We start from the raw sequence: 18,608 nt of genomic DNA on the forward strand, positions 1-18,608 counted from the left end.
ATGAGTATAGTGGTCAGAAAGGCCACCCTCGACGACGTTAGGGGAATAATCTCTGTCCACACGGCAGGGGAGGAGCTCTCGGGCCTTTCCGTGAGGGAACGCTATCTCCGCGGCGGCCCCTGGATGAGCGTTGAGACCTGCTCCGTCCACATCAACACCTTCCTCCTCGACGGTCAGCTCCCCCTCGTTGCGGAACTCGATGGAAGAATCGTTGGCGAGGCGGAGGTTTTTCTCTCGGAGGAGCCGATAAACGGGGAGCCAAGGAGGATAGCCCACCTGGACGTCATAGAGGTTCATCCAGACTTCAGGGGAAAGGGAATTGGCAGGGCGCTCGTTGAGCACATCGAGCGGGCTCTGGGTGAGAAGGTGGAACTCCTAACGGTCCAGCCGAGCGAGGGAGCAATTGGCTTTTACAAAAAGCTTGGTTTTAATAAGGTGCTCTACGAGAACCGGCTCGTTGAAGTGCCCACTACCGAATTCACCGGAGGTAATGTCCAGCCCCTTAATTTCATCCCGTGGGATGATGTGAAGGGCCTTGAGCTGGTCGCCGGCCGCTTCCAGAACTCCTACGACATGTGGTTCTCAAGCTTCAGAGACCTCTTTGCAGGCGTCCACGAGCTTGCGGAGGCTGGGAAGCTCGGGAATTCCTATTACGCCCTCAAACCTCTACCCGGAAGGCCCGGAAAGGCGAGCCTCTTCCTCTGGGGAGAGGGGAAGGACATCCCCGGAGTTATAGGACGCGCGGGAGAGCTCGGATTTAAGAGTGTTCTAACTGTGTTGGACGAGGAGACCGCGGAGAGAATTGGGGGAAAAATGAAGAAAAAGCTCCCGATAATGGGAAAAGAGCTCAGCGGGTTATCTTCACCCGGTTCATGAGCTCGAGCGGCTCCTGGTGCCTCTCGAAGTAATCCCTGACGGGTTTGAGGAGTTCTATGAGATATTCCGCAACTCCGTTCTTGAGGTCGAGCGGGTGGAGCTTTCCTTCCGCGAAGTCCCTCTTAAGCTCCTCGAAGGTAGTGTAGGTCACATCGCCACCGAACTTTGCCGGCCTGTGGATGGTGAACTCCGTGGGTTCTTCCCTGAAGATTATGTGCTCGGCCCAGTCAAGGACGGGGTTGTAGTTTACCTCTCCAGCAGGGCAGAAGGCCTTCCTGAGCTTTTGTCTTATCTCCTCCGGGCTGTCGTGGATGAATACCGCTGAATAGGGCTTGCTCTTGCTCATCTTCATCTGGGTCTTGAGCTCCTTAAACTGCTCCTCGCTCTCTATCGGCCAGACCGGCGGTTCCTGCAGGCCGAGGAGGAGGTGGTGGTGGAGCGCGACCGGCTTGAGCTTCTCGCCCTTCCACTCGAGGGCGTGGTATTTGAGCTTCTGGGCGACCTCTATGGCTATGACGTGGGCCTTCCTCTGGTCCATTCCCGCGTGGGCTATCGTAACGCCCTGGTAGAATATATCAGCCACCTGCATGGCAGGGTAGATGAGCTTGGCGAAGTCTATGGCCTCTCCCATTTGCCTGCCCATGATGGTTATGGAGCGCATCATTCTAGCTAATGTTACGTTCTTGGAGATGTCAATGACGGTCTGCCAGTAGTCGCCCTTCTCAAGTATCTCGCTGGCCAGAACGAACTCCACCTTCTCCGGGTCACCGCCTATGACCTTTATGCTCTGCTTCATTCCCTCCTTGAAGTAGGTGAGGGCTACCTTCTGGATGACGTCCAGATCACCGCCGAGTTTGTCGTTGATCCAGCTGTGCCAGTCCGCCAAAAAGATCCTCGTCTTCACGCCAGCCTTCTGGAGGTCAGCTATCTTCGCCCCGGCCATCAGTCCGGTTCCGAGGTGAATGTAACCGCTGATCTCAAAACCTATGTAGTGCTGCATCGGGATTCCAACTTCCAGGAGGTGCCTGAGGTTCTCCTCCGTCAGGAGCTCTTCCGTGGGCTTTCTCTTAATGAGTTCTATCCTGCTCTCTATGTCCATACTCACCACCTAAGCCAAAGAAGTCCTAATCCTTTAAGGACTTTACGCAGAAGATATTCGAGGTTGCTGTGGTACCGTCGAAAAGATTTATAACTCTCGGTGTCTATAGATTCCCTCGGTGATTGCCATGCGGAAACTTGGAGCAGTGTTAGCTGCCCTAATGCTTTTGGGAGTTTTTGGCTTCGTCTTTGCAAGCGCTACCACCGTGGCAGTGGACCTCGCCCACGGTGAGAACGATAAGTACCTGGCGCAGGATGTGCTGGACTTTGATACCAACGAGACCCTAGCCCATGGAATAATTCCAACGATAGACTTCGTGGACTGGGCCTACTTCGGAGACCCGACCCAGGCGGACGTGCTTGGAATCACGAACCTTGGGGAGAAGATAACCGCCGATGCCCTTAACGGCGTTGACGTCCTCATCATCGGCCAGCCCACCAGCCCCTTTGACCCCGAGGAGATAATGGCCATCGTTGACTGGTTCAACCAGGGCGGAAAGGTTCTCTGGATTGCAGGTGACAGCGATTACGGAAGCGGCCCGCAGGTTATTGACTACGTTGACACGCTCCTCGAGCAGCTCGGGGTCAAGCTCAGGCTCGACCAGGCCTCCGTTGAGAGCCCGACCCTCAACGCCGGTGCCGGTTACCGTGTCATTGGCATTGTGAACCCAGATCCCAACACCCCGAACGCGGACGTTATAACCCAGGGCTTCAAGCACGAGGGCCACGTGCTCTACCACGGCCCGGGAGTTGTCGCGTGGGTGGACGATGATGGAAACTGGCAGCCCCTTATTGATGGCAACGTTCCCGAGAACGTTTACAGGATAGTAAAGACCGCCGAGGACGGAACCATCGTCGAGAACACTGATCCAGCGGCCAACGCCTACCTCGCCGGTGACACGGGTGTCTTCACGCTTCTCGCCGCCGAGAAGATGGGCGACAGCTGGCTCATCGTGAGCGGTGAGAGCCCCTACGGTGACTACGAGCCCACCTGGTCAGCCAAGTACCACGGCGTCGAGCTCGACGGTCCGACCTTCGTTACCAACATGATAAAGTGGATAACCGGCCTTACCGCGGCTCCCGCCCCTGCGGGTGAGGAAGTCGTTGACATAAAGGACCCCGAGGGAGACGACCACGGTCCGGGAACCTACACCTATCCGACCAACGCCGTCTTCAACGGTGAGGGCCTCTTCGACCTCGTTGACTTCAAGATCAAGGACGCGGGCGACAACTACATCCTCGAGTTCTACTTCAAGAACCTCGGCGGAAACCCATGGAACGGCCAGAACGGCTTCAGCCTCCAGATCATAGAGGCTTACTTCGACTTCAAGGACGGTGGAAGCACCGACGCCATTAAGATGGACGAGAACGCCCCCACTCCGGGTTCAAACGTTGCCATTGACCCCGACCACCCGTGGGACGTTGCCCTCAGGATACACGGATGGGGCAACACCCTCGTTCTCCCGGACGGAACCACAAAGGACGTTAAGGTCTCGGCCGACCTTGACAAGAATGTCATAATGGTCGAGGTTCCGAAGGACTACCTCGAGGTCAAGCCCGGCCTCTACGGCGCAATCCTCGTTGGAAGCCAGGATGGATTCGGCGTTGACACCTGGAGGGCAGTTGCCGTTGACGCGGAGGAGTGGAAGCTCGGCGGTGCAGAGGCCGATGCTGTCATAAACGGCGTCGCCCCGAGGGTGCTCGACCTCCTCGTCCCGGCCGGCTTCAAGCCCACCCAGGAGGAGCAGCTCAAGAGCTACGACGCCGCCAACGCCAAGCCCGCCGTGGTCAAGATGATACCCATAATCAAGCCCAAGGTTACCACGGTCACCCAGACCGTCACCCAGACGGAGACCGTGACCACGAAGGTCCAGAAGACCGTCACCGCCACGGAGACCACGACCACCACCACGAGCGGCACATGCGGTCCGGCTGCCATAGGCCTCTTCGCCCTCCTGCCGCTCCTGGCACTCAGGAAGAAGAGGGAGTGAAAACTCCCTTTTCCTTTGTTTGCTTCTTTTTTCAGTATGATTCTTCTTCGATGTTGCTTCCCCATCGTAAAGCATAAAAGTTAGTTCGTCCTACCTGCCAATGGTGATTCAAATGAAGAAGGCACTAGCACTGCTTCTGGTGGTGGCTCTCTTCCTGAGCCCGCTCTTTGTCCAGCCCGTGAAAGCGGATGGCGTGACTCTTGTGATACTGACCAGACACGACACGACGATACAGCAGCTCGCCAAGCAGGCGTTCCTCAACAGCGACATCGCAAAGCAGTACAACATACAGGACATAATCTTTAGAAAGGCACCTGAGTCCCAGTGGAAGGTCTTCATAGAACGCGGCCAGGCGGACATTGGATGGGGTGGAGGGCCAACGCTCTTTGACAACCTCTACACCCAGGGCTACCTTACCCCAATAGACGACCCGAAGATACTCGGACTCCTTGACAATCAAATCCGCGAGAGCATAGGTGGAATGCCCCTCGTCAGGAAGGGGGACGATGGAAAAGTTTACTGGATAGCCGCGGCTCTCTCGTCCTTCGGCTACACCATAAACAAGGACGTCCTCAAGCGCTACAACCTCCCCGAACCCGAGAAGTGGGAGGACATAGCGAGCGAGGCCTTCGCCCTTGACCCACCGCAGTTCGGAATGGCCGACCCGACGAGGAGCACCTCAAACACAAGGATTTACCAGATCATCGTGCAGGCCTTTGGATGGGACGAGGGCTGGAAGGTTCTAACCATAATGGCGGCGAACGCGAAGATATACGACGCCAGTGACGCCGTTAGGGAGGCTGTCATCGGTGGCGACATCGCCGTTGGAACAACCATTGACTTCTACGGCTACACCGCCATGAAGCTCAACCCCGCGTGTGTTTACATAGTCCCCAAGGGGGAGAGCGTCCTCAACGGCGACCCGATAGCCCTCCTCACGAGCGTTAAGAACAAGGAGGCGGCCCAGGCCTTCATATACTGGGTTCTCACAGATGGCCAGAAGATATGGCTCGATGAGAAGGTCAACAGGATGCCCGTTAACCCGGCCGTCTTCGACACGCCCGAGGGCCAGAAGAGGCCTGACCTCAAGGCCGCCTACGAGCTCACCCTCAAGACGGAGGGTATTGAGTTCAACGATGCAAGGGCCCTCGCCACGGAGAAGTCCCTCCAAAACTACTTCAAGGCTACCCTCGTTGATGCCAACGAAGAGCTCCACAAGGCGTGGGTTTCTCTCGTTTCAGCTAAGAGGGAGGGTAAGATAGACGAGGCTACGTTCGAAAAGCTCAAGGCTGAGCTCCTCGAGCCCATACAGTTCAAAGACCCCGATACCGGCGACATGGTCACCTTCACCGAGGACTACGCGAAGAAGATAAACAACCGCTTCCTCACGGATGCAGCATTCAAGGACCAGATAACCAACGAGTGGCGTGACGCCGCGAGGGCCAAGTACCAGAAGGTTCTCGACGACCTGAACGCTGCCATAGCAAGCGCTGGAAGCACCGGGGGTGAAACATCCTCTCCTGCCCCGACCAAGAGTTCAACCAAACCCCAGGTGTGCGGTCCGGCCGCCATAGGCATCTTTGCACTATTGCCGCTTTTGGCTCTAAGAAGGAAGCGTGAGTGAGCGCTTTTTACCTTTTTCTAGTTTACATTTTCATGGCAAAATATTTAAACCGCCCTTCTCAATTCAGCCCACCGTAAGGGTAATTAACGTTCAGCGTGAGTTCAAAAGATGGGAGGTGCTTAAGGTGGCAAAGGTGAGCAAATGGAGTGAGAGACTTTTCGGAACGCCATTGTTTGAACCGCTTGTGGCATTCTCATACCTGTTCCCGCTGTCCTACCTGGCGGTCTTCCTTCTCGTGCCCGTGCTGGCGATGCTTCTAATAGCATTCAGCTACAACGGGAGCTTCTCAACGCACTGGTTCAGCAATATCCTCCACTCGAGCTTCTACGTCCAGTTCCCGCCGAGGGGAGACTTCATGACAAGCCAGATAATACCCGGAACCGGGGAGAAGGTTATCCTAATCAGGGGGATGGACTTTGGGGTGGTTCCCAACTCGCTCCTCGTTTCGGCGATTGTTACACTCCTTGCTTCCCTCATGGGAACCATATTCGCCTTCGTGATGGCGCGCTACGATTTCAGGGGCAAGAACTTTTTCAGGATCGCCCTCTTCGTGCCCCTCCTCGTTACTCCCTTCGTTAACGCCTACGTCATAAAGAAGATGTTCGTGGAGTACGGCCTTATAAACTACATATTCCATGACACGCTCCGCCTCCTCCCTTTCAGACTCAAAATAGATGGTTTAGCGGGTGTGGCCCTCGCCCAGGCCATGGCTTACTACCCCATAGTCTACCTCAACGCCTACGCGAGCTTCATCAACATTGACCCCACCCTCGAGGAGCAGGCAGAGAACCTCGGGAGCGGCGGCCTTCACCTCTTCAGAACCGTTACCTTCCCACTCGCCCTCCCGGGAATAGCGGCGGGAGCCACCCTCGTCTTCATCTTCAGCCTCGAAGACCTCGCGGCCCCTATAGTCTTCCAGGGTGACCCGCTCGCCAGGAAGATTATGTCCTTCCAGATTTACAGCAAGTTCATAGGCGAGTTTGGTGAAAGAAGCCCTGAGATTGCCGCCCTGTCAATCATAATGCTCACCCTCGCCGTTCTGGCTTTCCTTGGAATAAGGAAGTATGTGAGCCTGAGGCAGTACGCCATGATAAGCAAGGGCGGAAGGTGGAAGCCGAGGGTCAGCAAACCCAAGACCTGGCAGGCGGCCATAATCTACGTACTGCTCCTTCCGCTTCTCCTCCTTACCATATTCCCGCAGCTTGGAGTTGTTATGCTCGCCTTCGCCAAGCAGTGGAGCGTTACGGTTCTCCCGAGCGGCTTCACCACGGAGTGGATAAAGGAGATGTTCACCCAGCCCGAAGCAAGGAGCGCCATCGCCAACAGTCTCATGTATGCTGGAAGCGCGGTTCTCCTCATAATCCTCCTCGCGGTGACGTCCTCCTACGCGGCCGGAAGGTTCAAGGGTTCGCTCAGCCCGATCCTCGAGAGCATAGTCATCCTCCCCATAGCCGTTCCGGGAATAGTCATCGCCATGGGGTACTTCTACCTGTTCTCGGAGCTCTTCCCCAACACGGTTCTCGACCCGATAAGCATAAACTTCAATCCGGCTCCCGTCCTCATTATCGCCTATTCGATAAGGCGTCTGCCCTTCGCGGCACGTTCCGTCTTCGCTGGGCTTCAACAGGTTCACGTGTCCCTTGAGGAGGCTTCAATGAACCTCGGTGCCGGCAGGTGGAAGACCATAAGCAGCATCCTCCTTCCGATGATTTCACTCAACGTCCTCGGTGGCGGAATGCTCAGCTTCGTTTACGCCATGAGCGAGACGAGCACGAGCATCACCCTCGGTGCCCTCGTCACGAGCAGACAGCCCATAACGGCTTACATAGCGGACCTCATAGGTTCAGCCGCCGGAAGCGTTAATCTCGCAGCGGCCCTTGGTGTGCTCCTCATAACCGTCCAGATAACGGCAATAGTTATTGTGAACCTGATAACCAAGCAGAGGTACTCCTTCATTGGCCTTACGTGAGGTGAGAAAGATGGTGGAAGTCAGGCTTGAAAACGTTGTTAAAACATTTGGCGAAACCGTTGCGCTGAAGGGAATAAACCTCAACATAAAGCACGGGGAGCTCTTCACGCTCCTCGGACCGAGCGGCTGTGGAAAGTCAACTACCCTGAGGATCATCGCGGGACTGGACTTTCCGGATGAGGGGAGCAAGGTTTACTTCGACAAAGATGATGTCACGTACATGAGCTCAAGCGAGCGTGGAGCGGTACTCGTCTTCCAGAACTACGCCCTCTGGCCCCACATGACCGTCTTCGACAACGTCGCCTACGGCCTCAAACTCAAGAAGCTCCCCAAGGAGGAGATAAGGAAGAAGGTCGAGTGGGCGCTTGAGCTGGTCAAGCTCAAGGGCTTCGAGGACCGCTATCCCACCCAGCTTTCCGGCGGTCAGCAGCAGCGTGTGGCCATTGCGAGGGCCCTCGTCGTTGAGCCGAGAATACTCCTCCTTGACGAGCCGCTCAGCAACCTCGACGCCAAGCTCAGACTTGAGATGCGCTCGGAGATAAGGAGAATACAGCGCGAGCTTGGAATCACAGTCCTCTACGTCACCCACGATCAGGAGGAGGCCATGGCCATAAGCGACAGGATAGCGGTCATGAACGTTGGAACCGTGGAGCAGGTCGGCACGCCGAGGGAGATTTACGAGAGCCCGAAAACGGAGTTCGTCGCTTCCTTCATGGGCAAAACGAACGTTATTCCCGCGGAGGTCGTTGAGAGGAACGGCGATAGGGTTACCGTCGAGTTCGAGGGCATAAGGCTCGATGGCCTCCACTACACGGGCGAGAGCGACAAGGTTGTCGTCGTTATAAGGCCGGAGAGGATAAACCTCGCCCCCGTGGAGAACGGCGTCAGCATGGAGGGAACGGTTGACCTCGTGGAGTACTACGGCTTCTTCGTGGAAATCGTCGGCCTCTTCGGGGAGACGAGGATAATAGCCAGAACGATAAGCGACAGGGACATAGGTTCACTCCGCCCGACCCAGCCCGTGAAGTTCTACATCAACAGGGACGACATAATAGTCCTCCCGAAGCAGAACCTTTAAACCCCTCTCCCCTATTTCTTTTGGTGGTTTCATGATAGATCTCTTCACCGAAGGCCAGGTTTACGAGGTTCTTCTTGTCACCCGGTCAAACGTAACCCCCGTGGGTGTCGTGAGGGAGGGGGAAATGTTCCGTTTCAAGCTCTTCGGGGGAAAGAGCGCCGCGGAGCTGAGGGAGCTTTCCTACGCTGTTCTGCATGTCACTAATGACGTGGAGCTTCTCGTTAAAACTGCCCTCAACATGGAGGTCGGCTTTGAGTTCGAGGACGCTGAGACCGTCCCCATAAAGCGCATCAGGGGGCTCCCTTCCATCGAGGGGCGCGTCGAGTGGGTGGAGAGGGAATGGGAGGACGAACTCGGGAAGACGGCGGTACTCGAGTGTGCCTTCACACCTCTCCACGTTGAGGCCAAAACCCTCCCCCCGAGACCGCTCAGCAGGGCCGATTACGCCCTCCTCGAGATGGCGGTGGAACTCACGCGACTTCTCGCGGCCCTGAAGACAGACAACGCGGAGCTCATAGAGAGGTATCGGCAGAGGGTGGAGGATAACTACCGCCGTTACAGGCGCTTCGGGGGGAGAAGTCCCCTCGTCGAGGAGATGCGTTCGATGCTCCACACGGTTTTGGGCTGAGCCCAGTTGCTGGGCAAACTTTTAATACCCTCCGGGTAACACGGAATATGGTGATACCATGAAGAGGTTCGCGGCATTTCTTCTGGCCCTGATGGTTCTAAGCCTCGTGCCCGTTAGTCACGTGAGCGCGGGCAGTCTTCCCTATGAGATAATAAAGTACCCCACCACAGGAAGCCCAGCGATAACAAAGCCCGGTGCTTCAATAACCATCCAGTTCTACGACGGCGTCGAAATCCAGAAGGCTAGCATAATCTCGATACTCCACGGCCCCTACGATCTCGAAATCATTGGCAAAGGTCCCAACTGGGTTCTCGCCAAGGTTCCGGAAGACGTTGTTCCCGAGAGCTACTTCCTCCAGCTCGAGACGAACAAGGGGGAGGTTATAATACCCAACGGCGTCGTTGTCTACGATGCATATCCCAAAGTCCTACGCATCTTCCAGGTCAGTGATACCCACATAACGAGCGGCTCGAAGGTGGGCTTCGTTGACGGCGAGCTCTGGAACAGGAACCCTCTGAAGCTTGAGAACCCGATTCCGCTCACGAGCTACTTCGCAACGGACAGTGCCCTCACCTACGCGGGCATGGTTGATGCGGTCAACCTTGTCGTGGCCACGGGAGACGTTGTTGACACCGCGGGCGACATAAAGGGGTACAATCTCCTGCTAAACATAATTAGTGATCTCGTCGCCACCGGAAAGCCGATGGTCATAATCAAGGGCAACCACGACGACCCCCCAACATACTACTCCAAGCTCATAGGCCAGACCTATTTCAACCTCACCATAGGCAAGTTCCTCCTCATAGGGCTCGACTCCCACGGTGAGGAGGCCCACCCCGACATGGCCCAGCTTGACTGGCTCGAGAGCGTCCTCAAGGCCCACCCCGACGAGATACCCATAGTCCTCGTCCACCATCCCTTCTGGTACAAGGGTTCGGAGGGATGGATAGGCGGCTACATCAACGGGACGGCCTTCGACGATGCAAGCTGGCAGGAGATGGTGCCCTACGTGGGCTACTACTGGATAGGCGGTCCCCAGAAGACCAGTGAGGACATAGCGAGGCGCTTCCTCCAGATGGTTGAGAAGTACAACATAAAGCTCGTCCTCAGCGGACACATTCACCATGACAAGCTCCATATCTTCGTTGACCCGAGCGGTGAGGAGCACTGGTTCGTCACCCTCACTACCACGGGAGCCCCGGACAAAGAGACCAACCCGCCGAGCAGGGCAGGAAGGAGCCCAACTTGGTACGGCAGTAACATCATTGAGATTGACGAAAACGGCAACGTTAAACTCCCGGAGGTGGAGGAGCTCTTTGGAACACTCTTCAATGACTTCATATCAATGCCCGTCCCGCAGGAGTTCATGGTCTTCAGGAAGAGCGGTGAGGATGGAGCCGGTGCATACTTCATAAACGAGTTCCGCGAGGTCAGCGGCAGGTTTGTCCTCGTGGCTCCGGAGGGCTCGAAGGTTGATGAGGAATCCACCGACATACCCTACAAGCTCCTCGGCGAGAGAACCATAGGGGACAAGCATTACATGCTGTTCGAGGTGACGGTTCCTCTCGGAAAGCACCAGCTCGTTGTATCAAAGGCCCCCGACACAACCAAGCCGGAGGTGAAGATAGCCTACACCTCACCGGCGAAGCCGAAGGTGGGCAAGCCCTTCAAGGTCTACTTCAAGGCTACGGACAACCTCGGCGTTAAGGAAGCTTACGTGGAGATAGTCACGGCCAACGGCACGAAGAGCTACGTGGGAATTCCCACCAAGGGAGACCCCAACGGGGACTACCTCTACGCCCAGGTTGACAAGGTTGACTCGGAGGACTACATAATAAGGGCTGTCGCGGTAGACTTCCACGGCAACAAGGCGGTGGACGAGAAGGTCGTGGGCAACCCGACCTTCACCGAAACGACGACCACAACCCCCACCACAACAACCACGACCACGAGCTCGACCACCACAAGCATCACAACCACCTCATCCCCAACGACCACAAGCACCACGCCTTCAAGCACCCAGAGCACTCCTGAGAGTACCTCAACCACAGGCGGAACCTGCGGACCGGCCTTCATAGGCGCCCTTGCCCTGGTTCCGCTCCTCCTCAGGAGAAGGAAGTGATTTCCCCCTCTCTTCTCCCCTTTCCTTTGGGCCGTTAGGGCTATAAAGCGGGGCTCCGTAACATTTCCGGGAGACAAAATGAGCGACTACTTTCCATACACACCAAGGCCCCATCAGGAAGAGTTCATAGGGCTTATTGATGACGCCGTTCGAAAGGGGGAGAACGTAATAATCGAGGCCCCGACGGGATTCGGAAAGACGATAAGCGTTCTTGCTGGAGTGCTCCCCTACGCCAAAAGCCTCGGCTACAAGGTTTTATACCTGGCGAGAACCCACAAGCAGATGGACAGGGTTATAGAGGAGCTCAAGGCCATCAACGCCATAAAACCCGTTTCAGGCGTCGAGATGAGAAGCCGAAAGGAGCTGTGTCTCCACAGCTACATCCTGAACTTCGCCCCCGATGCCTACAACGCGATGGTCGTGTGCAGGAACCTCAAGGAGCTCAAGAGGTGCCCCTACTACGAGAACGTGAAGAAAAAGAAGGAGGAGTTTGAAGAGGTCGCCAGGGGCTTTTTGACATCCCCTCCGCTCCCCGTAGAGCTCCTCCGCTACGCTGAAAACCTTGAGTTCTGTCCCTACGAGCTCGTGAGGAAGGTGGCGCAGAGGGCGGACGTTATAGTGGCGAGCTACCTCTACATGATTTCCCCGGGAATAAGGGACAACTTCATGAGCTATTTCGATTTAGATTTCTCCGACCTCATAGTGATCTTTGACGAGGCCCACAACCTTCCAGACCAGGCGATAGGTGCTCTCAGCGACAGGTTGAGCATCAGGAGCGTTGAACTCGCCATAAGGGAGGCGGAGGAGTACAATGAACCCGAGATAGCCAACTTCCTCAGCGTCTTCCACAGGGGTGTGAGTGAGCTCCTCGCCATAAAGTTCGAGAACTACAAGCTGGAGGAGGTTCCCATCCTCCCGGAGAGCATATTCGAGCACGTTATGGACACCCTCTCAATAAACCCCCGCTACCTCGTGCGCTTCCTCGAGGACATGGTGGAGGTGGGGGATGCCATCAGGGAGGATAGGATAAAGAGAAACAAGCCCCCGCGGAGCTACGTTGGAAGGGTTGGGGAGTTCCTTCTCCTCTGGCTCGCGCTCTCCGGCAGGGAGGACTACCTTTTCATGGCGAGCAGGAACAACGGTTTTTACCTCGAACTGGTTGCCCTCGACCCCGCCAAGGCCCTTGAGCCACTCAAAAACGTCCGCTCTGCGATATTCATGTCGGGAACGCTCACTCCAATGGAGGCATTTGCGGATGTTATGGGGATAGAGGGAAGGATGAAGAAGTTCCCGCGCATGGTGAAGAGCGAGAACGCGCTCGTGCTGGTGGCCAAAGATGTCTCCACGCGCGGAAACGAGAGGAGCGTTGAGACCTACAGGAAGATGGCCGAGTACATAGTCGAGGCAGCCAAGCTCATCCCAAAGAACGTTGGCGTGTTCACGGCATCTTACGAAGTCCTTGAGGGTCTTCTATCGGTGAATCTTCCACTCCGCATCGAGGACGAAACCGGAAAGAGGGTCTTCGTCGAGAAGCGGGGCTCCTCCTCTAGGGACAACGACCTCCTTGTGGGCGCCTTTAAAGCGGCCGCGAGGGAGGAAGGCGGCGTCCTCCTCGGGGTCATGGGAGGGCGCAACAGCGAGGGGCAGGACTACAGCGGCGACGAGATGAATGGGGCGGTGCTCGTCGGCATCCCATACTCGAGGCCCACGCCGAGGGTCGAGGCGCAGGTGCGCTACTTCGAGAAGAAGTTCCTCAACAAGGGCCGCTACTACGGATACTACCTCCCCGCCCACAGGAAGCTTGCCCAAGCCGCTGGGAGAGTCCACAGAGGAAAGGACGAGAAGGGAGCCGTTGTAATACTCGACTACAGGGCGTCCTGGGGCAACATAAAGCGCGACCTTCCCGATTGGATGGTAGACTCGATGAGGGTGGTTGACCTGAGGAGGATGAGCCTCTACCTCAGGCGCTTCTGGAGGGGTTAGGTGCCGGAGGGCAAAGCTTAAATCCTCTCCGGTGCTTACTCGCTTTTTAGGTGATGATCGTGAAGGATAATAAAGCAAGAATTCTGCTGGGAACCGCTGCGGGAATCCTGCTGGCTTCATCAATGAGAGTTTTCGTGGGAGGGGCGTATTCCAGCGTCGAGAAGACGTTCTTCTACGGGGTCATGTTCCCCTCCCTGCTCGGCGTGCTCCTCTTCATCCTGGGGGCTTTCCTCGTCGGCAGGCTCAACAGGAAGACAGGGGCGCTAATAATGACGATTTACGCTCTCGCCACGTTGGTAACGGACGCCACCGAGTACACCCACCTTATAGCCGCTTTTGTCCTTCCCGTGGCCCTGGCCCTCGTTAAGGAGGTGGAGGCGAGGTACCTCTCGATTGGGCTCGTGGCCGACCTAACTCTCCGCGTTCTGGCGGTCGGAGGCGAACCGATTGACTTCCCGCACACGAGGGTTGTAATGGTCTTTCTTCTGCTTCTCGGGGCCTACACCCTGTGGAACGAAGAGGGGACCCTTAAAAAGCCCGGCTTCGGCCTCTACGCCTTCGCGGCACTTCTCGAGCTCGGTCTCATTTACCCGAACGCGATTCTCAGATACTCGGGCGTGAACACATACTACCTTCCCATCTTCGTGGGCTACTCGTTCGTCATAGCTCTGGCAATTCTGGGAGGGGTTTATCTCGCCAGAAAACCCAAAGTTGCCTCACTCCTCCTTGTCCTAGGCACGGCGACGCTCTTCGTCAAGCCCCTATCATTGTTCGGCCTTCCCCTTGCCCTCGCCTCAACCGTGGCCCTCCTTGAAAGCTCTAAAGGTAGCAGAGGAGGCGTCATCGGGGGGGTTTACCTCTTCTTCGTCGCCCTCCTTGGAATCGGCGCTTACGTTGGAAGGGATATCGGCCTGGCATTCATGGAGGGCAGACTCGAGGCCCTAATCATTGCCGCTTCCCTTGTTTACGCGGCCACAACATATGGAAAGAATGTGGATATTAAGGCACCGAGTGTTAAGGAGCTCGCCGGCTCCATTGGGGGCCTTCTCCTGGCTTCCGTGATCGTCCTGGCCCTCTTCAACGCCTCCCCAGTCTACGAACAGGCCAAGAAGGATGTGCTAATCTGGACTTACAACCTCCATCAGGGCTTTGGCCCCTACGACGGCACCTTCAACGGCTACGAGCTCGTTAACCTGCTGAGGGAGCGGAAACCGGATATCCTCGCATCCCAAGAGGTCGTGGGTGGGATGCTCGCCAACGGCTACCAGGACGTCCCGCTCATGCTCTCGGCCTACCTCGGCTACGCCTACGAGTACAAGCCGGCCGTCGAGGGCACCTACGGAATAGCCGTCTTCTCCCACTGGCACATGAAGAGTGAGGGCGAACTCAACCTCAAGAGCGTCGGCCAGGCGAGGCCAGCCCAGAAGGTTAGCTTTGAGGAGCTAAACTTAACCCTCGTTAACGTCCACATGGGGCTGAGCGAGGAGGAGAGGGCAATGCAGGCGGAGGAGCTCCTCAAGTTCGCGGAGAGCGAACCGGTCGCACAAATAATAGCCGGCGACACGAACGCCGAGCCGGATGAGAGGGCGATAGAGATACTCACGCGCGACTACAGGGATTCCTTCAAGGAGAGACCGGACTACACCTTCCTCTGGGAGAGGAACAGCGTCAGGGACGAGGAAAACATAGACTACATCCTCCTGAAGAAGGACTGGCCCGTGAGGGTGAGGGACTACGGCTGCCTCTGCAATGTGGAGGTTTCCGACCACAGGCCTGTATGGGCGCTGGTGGAGCTTCCGTGAGGTTTTTAGCTGTTCTCCCCAACTTTTTACCATGAGGTCAAAGAGGACGAGGGTAAGCAAGCTAATGGCCTACATACTAAGACATGCCCCGGAGGAGTTCGGCCTTAGGCCAGATATGGAGGGCTTCGTTCCTTTGGGGGAACTCGTTAAGGCCCTGAAGACCGCTTATCCGGACGTCACAGAGGAGTTCGTGCGCGGGATAGTGGAGAACGACCCGAAGGGGCGCTACGAAATCAGAGGGGGCAAAATAAGGGCCCGCTACGGCCACAGCTATCCAGTCTCTTTGAACCACGAGGAAGACACCGAGAGTCGCTTTCTGTATCACGGGACGCCGAGGAGAAACCTGCCTTTGATTCTTAAGGAAGGGCTGAAGCCGATGGGAAGGCAGTTCGTCCACCTCAGCGCTTCCAGAACGGAGGCCATTGAAACGGGGAGGCGGCACGGCAGGGACGTCGTGCTCCTGGTCATTGACGCCGACTGCCTGAGAAGGAAGGGTTTGAAGATTTACAGGGCCGGAAAGAACGTCCGCATAGTGGAGCGTGTTCCGCCGGAGTGCATCACCCTGGAAGCGTAGTGCAGAAAGCTCATATACCTCCCTTCTCTATTCTGAAAGGGTGGAACCATGTGCGACATTCTCATTGCGACCCGTGAGGCCACCAAGGAGGGGGTCACCCTCTTCGCCAAGAACAGCGACAGGGAACCCAACGAGGCCCAGATTTTGGAGCTCATTCCCAGAATGAAGCACGATGAGGAGAAGGTAAGGCTAACCTACGTTGAATTTCCGCAGGTGAAGGAGACATACGCGGTTATCCTCTCCCGCCCCTGGTGGATGTGGGGGGCAGAGATGGGCGTCAACGAGTTCGAGGTGGCTATAGGGAACACCGCCGTCTTCACGAGGGTCAGGGTGCCGGAGAGGGGGATAACCGGCATGGACATGATCCGCCTCGCCCTTGAAAGGACGAAGAGCGCGAGGGAGGCGCTGGACTTCATGGTCTCCCTCGTGGAGCAGGGTTTGCAGGGAGGGAACGGGAGCAAGAGCCACAAACTCTACTACTTCAGCTCCTTCATCATAGCCGACCCCAAAGAGGCGTGGGTTCTTGAGACCGTCGGAAAAGAGTGGGCGGCAAAGAGGATCGAGGGGGTTTATTCCATATCAAACGCGCTGACCATAGAGAAGGACTGGGACATAGCATCTGAGGGCGTTGAGAGGCTTGCCAGGAAGGGAAGCTTCAACTTCGCGAGGCACTTCTCGGAGGGGTTTTACACCCACTTCGCCCACGGGAGGGATAGGCGGGCCCTCACCTTGGGGAAGCTGAAGGAGAGAGAGGCCGAGATAACTCTCGAATACATGATGGAAATTCTCCGCTCCCATTCGTTCGAGCCCTACAGTCCGGAGAAGGGCTCGATGAGGGACATCTGCATGCACTATGGGGGCTTAACCCGGCCGTCCCAGACGGCATCATCACAGGTGTCGGAGCTCGGAAAGGGAATTCACTGGTTCACGGGCACGTCAAACCCCTGCCTCAGCATCTTCAAGCCGGTGAGCTTTGAAGGAGGCCTCCCTGATCTTGGAAAGGGGCCGACGGATAAGTACGACCCCAATACCTACTGGTGGCGCTTCGAGGCCTCCCACAGGAAGTTCCTGACGAACTACCGCTCCCACATAGACGACTTTTCCCGCGAGAGGGAAGAATTGCAGGCGGAGTTAATCCGGAGGGCGAGGGAAGTGAAAGGGACGTCAGAGGACTTAAAGGCATTAACGGAGTGGGCCTTCCGTGAGGAGGAGAAGCTCCGCGAGAGGTGGGAGCGCATTGTTAAGCCCGGAAAGCTTCCCTTCCTCTTCGGAAGGAGCTGGAGAAAGGTGAACGGGGAGGCGGGACTTAGAATAGAGGATTTACGCTAGCAACAACCGTTTTTACCCAAATAGAGGAGTATGAGGACGATGAATGTGCGACCAGTAACATTAAACAAAGAAAAAGGAGGGGTCATCTCTCAGCCCTTAGATCGAAAGAGCTGGGGCAGAAGTTTCCAACGCATGGTGGTGAGGAATCCTGGCCATCGTCTATTGTGGTGAAGTACATCGCCACTTCCACGTTGTTGCTGTTGGCCAGCTCAAGACTCCTCTCAAGTATCGAGGCATAGTACAGCTGGTTAGGCGCCCCTTGCTCGATGTCAACTCTATATGTGGTAGCTGACTGAGATACTGATGAATAGCTGAATGTGAGTGATAGCTTACCAACTACGGGAAGTTTGCTCCAGAGCCAACTGGCTCCAGAACCCCCTATGGGTGTTGAATAGAAAGTGTATCCTGAACTTCCCTGGAACTCAAACACAAGATTTGGGTAGGACCCTCTGTAGTTTGTTCTAATGACCTTTGTTTTTGTCTCGAGGGACTCCGTGGGGAACTGTGAGTTCACGAGATGGTCCGTGAGTGTGTATCCCCTGTTCAAATCGGTCTCTCCGATGGAATAGTAGCCACTCATCATTATCTCCAAGGGGTATGTCCCTGCAATAGGAATGCTGGCATACTCTTTTTTCCACTTATCGTAAACGGGGATGTTGTAAAAAACGATCACGTACTTCAGAGGAAGATTTAAGTATCTATCAATGTAACCGTTCGCTGTTTCTATTTCCTGTTCGGGAGCGTAGCTAACCTTCAGTGTGGAGCCTGAATAGGAGTCTCCAAAGTCCACCACGGGTATTCCATCCACGCTCAGTGTCCACATTGATTTAGTGCTCGTTGTCAGCTGAAGTCCCCACGAAACACTGATAGTTCTTATCTCTTTGAAACCCTCTGTTCTTACTTTTAGCCCCATGAAGGGAACCCACTCCGTGAAGGTCTTTGAGTCCGCGTAGTAGGAATCCTTGAGATACTCCCAGTTCTCTAGTACGCAGTATCTGGAATTAAGCTCCTCGTAACCCCAGGGACACGAAGATGTGCTTAAGAGCGAGCGCACCTTGTACCTTAACCTTGCCGTTAACGGGAGCTTCAATTCAGGCTTTACCGACGGCTCCACGACTTTCTCCAGGGGGAACATTCCCTCGAGTTTAAGGGGCTTCCCGGGTTGGAAGCTCTTCACTCCAATTTTTCCGTCCTTCGTAAAGTATATCACGAGGGGCGTGGGCGTGGCGTGTAAGTTTTTTGTGGTTTGTTTTACCTCCCACTTTTTGCTTTCGGTCCTCAAGCTCACGAGGCCGCGGAGGCGTCCCTGCTTGAGGAGCTTCACCCCTCCTTCGGGGGACGGCTGGAATATGAAGACTTTAGCGTTTCCTCGAAGGTAGGCTTGTTCAACACTCAAAACGTCCGTCGCTGCCATGCCAATGGTGGAGGTTAACAATATTGTTAACAGCATGACGCCCACTACCCTGAGTTTCATACTGTCACCTCCGAACTTTCGACTATTTTCCTGTCATTATGCTTTATAAATTTTACTAAG

13 protein-coding genes are annotated in these 18,608 nt (G+C 55.8%); 11 read left to right on the forward strand and 2 right to left on the reverse strand.

Features of this window, described 5'->3' with window-relative positions:
• The gene (locus tag PFER_RS10035) at positions 1–876 is read left to right on the forward strand and encodes a GNAT family N-acetyltransferase (protein ID WP_048151784.1); all 876 of its coding nucleotides are present in this window, start codon (positions 1–3) and stop codon (positions 874–876) included.
• On the opposite strand, the gene PFER_RS10040 is transcribed toward PFER_RS10035, so the two are convergent.
• A complete protein-coding gene (locus PFER_RS10040; RefSeq protein ID WP_048151787.1) occupies positions 848–1,975 on the reverse strand; it encodes a tyrosine--tRNA ligase in 1,128 nt (375 codons plus the stop codon). The two genes, PFER_RS10035 and PFER_RS10040, sit on opposite strands and share 29 nt — an antisense overlap.
• A 127-nt stretch (positions 1,976–2,102) precedes the next feature.
• Here PFER_RS10040 and PFER_RS12610 point away from each other — a divergent pair, with 127 nt between their 5' ends.
• The 10 genes from PFER_RS12610 (at position 2,103) to PFER_RS10090 (ending at position 17,074) form a co-directional block, all read left to right on the forward strand.
• Entirely contained in the window at positions 2,103–3,965 is a 1,863-nt protein-coding gene (locus PFER_RS12610; RefSeq protein WP_048151789.1) for a glucodextranase DOMON-like domain-containing protein, read from the forward strand.
• A gap of 112 nt (positions 3,966–4,077) precedes the next feature.
• A complete protein-coding gene (locus tag PFER_RS10050; protein WP_084593958.1) occupies positions 4,078–5,589 on the forward strand; it encodes an ABC transporter substrate-binding protein in 1,512 nt (503 codons plus the stop codon).
• Positions 5,590–5,713: 124 nt separating this feature from the next.
• Positions 5,714–7,558, forward strand: a complete 1,845-nt coding sequence (locus tag PFER_RS10055) for an ABC transporter permease (protein ID WP_048151791.1) — start codon at positions 5,714–5,716, stop codon at positions 7,556–7,558.
• A gap of 10 nt (positions 7,559–7,568) precedes the next feature.
• Entirely contained in the window at positions 7,569–8,636 is a 1,068-nt protein-coding gene (locus PFER_RS10060; protein ID WP_048151793.1) for an ABC transporter ATP-binding protein, read from the forward strand.
• Positions 8,637–8,667: 31 nt separating this feature from the next.
• Positions 8,668–9,264, forward strand: a complete 597-nt coding sequence (locus PFER_RS10065; RefSeq protein WP_048151796.1) for a DUF447 domain-containing protein — start codon at positions 8,668–8,670, stop codon at positions 9,262–9,264.
• A 58-nt stretch (positions 9,265–9,322) separates the two neighbouring features.
• Positions 9,323–11,386 (forward strand): metallophosphoesterase, encoded by a 2,064-nt coding sequence (locus PFER_RS10070; RefSeq protein WP_048151797.1) that lies wholly within the window; start codon positions 9,323–9,325, stop codon positions 11,384–11,386.
• 78 nt (positions 11,387–11,464) lie between these two features.
• Positions 11,465–13,369 (forward strand): helicase C-terminal domain-containing protein, encoded by a 1,905-nt coding sequence (locus PFER_RS10075; protein WP_048151799.1) that lies wholly within the window; start codon positions 11,465–11,467, stop codon positions 13,367–13,369.
• 53 nt (positions 13,370–13,422) lie between these two features.
• On the forward strand, positions 13,423–15,171 hold the full coding sequence (locus PFER_RS10080) for an endonuclease/exonuclease/phosphatase family protein (protein ID WP_048151801.1): 1,749 nt from the start codon (positions 13,423–13,425) through the stop codon (positions 15,169–15,171).
• 31 nt (positions 15,172–15,202) lie between these two features.
• On the forward strand, positions 15,203–15,745 hold the full coding sequence (locus PFER_RS10085; RefSeq protein ID WP_048151803.1) for an RNA 2'-phosphotransferase: 543 nt from the start codon (positions 15,203–15,205) through the stop codon (positions 15,743–15,745).
• Between the two features lie 48 nt (positions 15,746–15,793).
• On the forward strand, positions 15,794–17,074 hold the full coding sequence (locus PFER_RS10090) for a C69 family dipeptidase (protein WP_048151804.1): 1,281 nt from the start codon (positions 15,794–15,796) through the stop codon (positions 17,072–17,074).
• Positions 17,075–17,156: 82 nt separating this feature from the next.
• On the opposite strand, the gene PFER_RS10095 is transcribed toward PFER_RS10090, so the two are convergent.
• Positions 17,157–18,548, reverse strand: a complete 1,392-nt coding sequence (locus PFER_RS10095; RefSeq protein ID WP_048151806.1) for a hypothetical protein — start codon at positions 18,546–18,548, stop codon at positions 17,157–17,159.
• Positions 18,549–18,608: the final 60 nt, after the last annotated feature.

Source organism: Palaeococcus ferrophilus DSM 13482, from assembly GCF_000966265.1.
GTDB lineage: Archaea > Methanobacteriota_B > Thermococci > Thermococcales > Thermococcaceae > Palaeococcus > Palaeococcus ferrophilus.

Excerpts from the sequence above, each read along its gene's own strand:
- PFER_RS10035 (WP_048151784.1), top strand. The coding sequence starts at position 1 with ATGAGTATAGTGGTCAGAAAGGCCACCCTCGACGACGTTAGGGGAATA.
- PFER_RS10040 (WP_048151787.1), bottom strand. The coding sequence starts at position 1,975 with ATGGACATAGAGAGCAGGATAGAACTCATTAAGAGAAAGCCCACGGAA.
- PFER_RS12610 (WP_048151789.1), top strand. The coding sequence starts at position 2,103 with ATGCGGAAACTTGGAGCAGTGTTAGCTGCCCTAATGCTTTTGGGAGTT.
- PFER_RS10050 (WP_084593958.1), top strand. The coding sequence starts at position 4,078 with ATGAAGAAGGCACTAGCACTGCTTCTGGTGGTGGCTCTCTTCCTGAGC.
- PFER_RS10060 (WP_048151793.1), top strand. The coding sequence starts at position 7,569 with ATGGTGGAAGTCAGGCTTGAAAACGTTGTTAAAACATTTGGCGAAACC.
- PFER_RS10065 (WP_048151796.1), top strand. The coding sequence starts at position 8,668 with ATGATAGATCTCTTCACCGAAGGCCAGGTTTACGAGGTTCTTCTTGTC.
- PFER_RS10070 (WP_048151797.1), top strand. The coding sequence starts at position 9,323 with ATGAAGAGGTTCGCGGCATTTCTTCTGGCCCTGATGGTTCTAAGCCTC.
- PFER_RS10075 (WP_048151799.1), top strand. The coding sequence starts at position 11,465 with ATGAGCGACTACTTTCCATACACACCAAGGCCCCATCAGGAAGAGTTC.
- PFER_RS10080 (WP_048151801.1), top strand. The coding sequence starts at position 13,423 with ATGATCGTGAAGGATAATAAAGCAAGAATTCTGCTGGGAACCGCTGCG.
- PFER_RS10085 (WP_048151803.1), top strand. The coding sequence starts at position 15,203 with ATGAGGTCAAAGAGGACGAGGGTAAGCAAGCTAATGGCCTACATACTA.
- PFER_RS10090 (WP_048151804.1), top strand. The coding sequence starts at position 15,794 with ATGTGCGACATTCTCATTGCGACCCGTGAGGCCACCAAGGAGGGGGTC.
- PFER_RS10095 (WP_048151806.1), bottom strand. The coding sequence starts at position 18,548 with ATGAAACTCAGGGTAGTGGGCGTCATGCTGTTAACAATATTGTTAACC.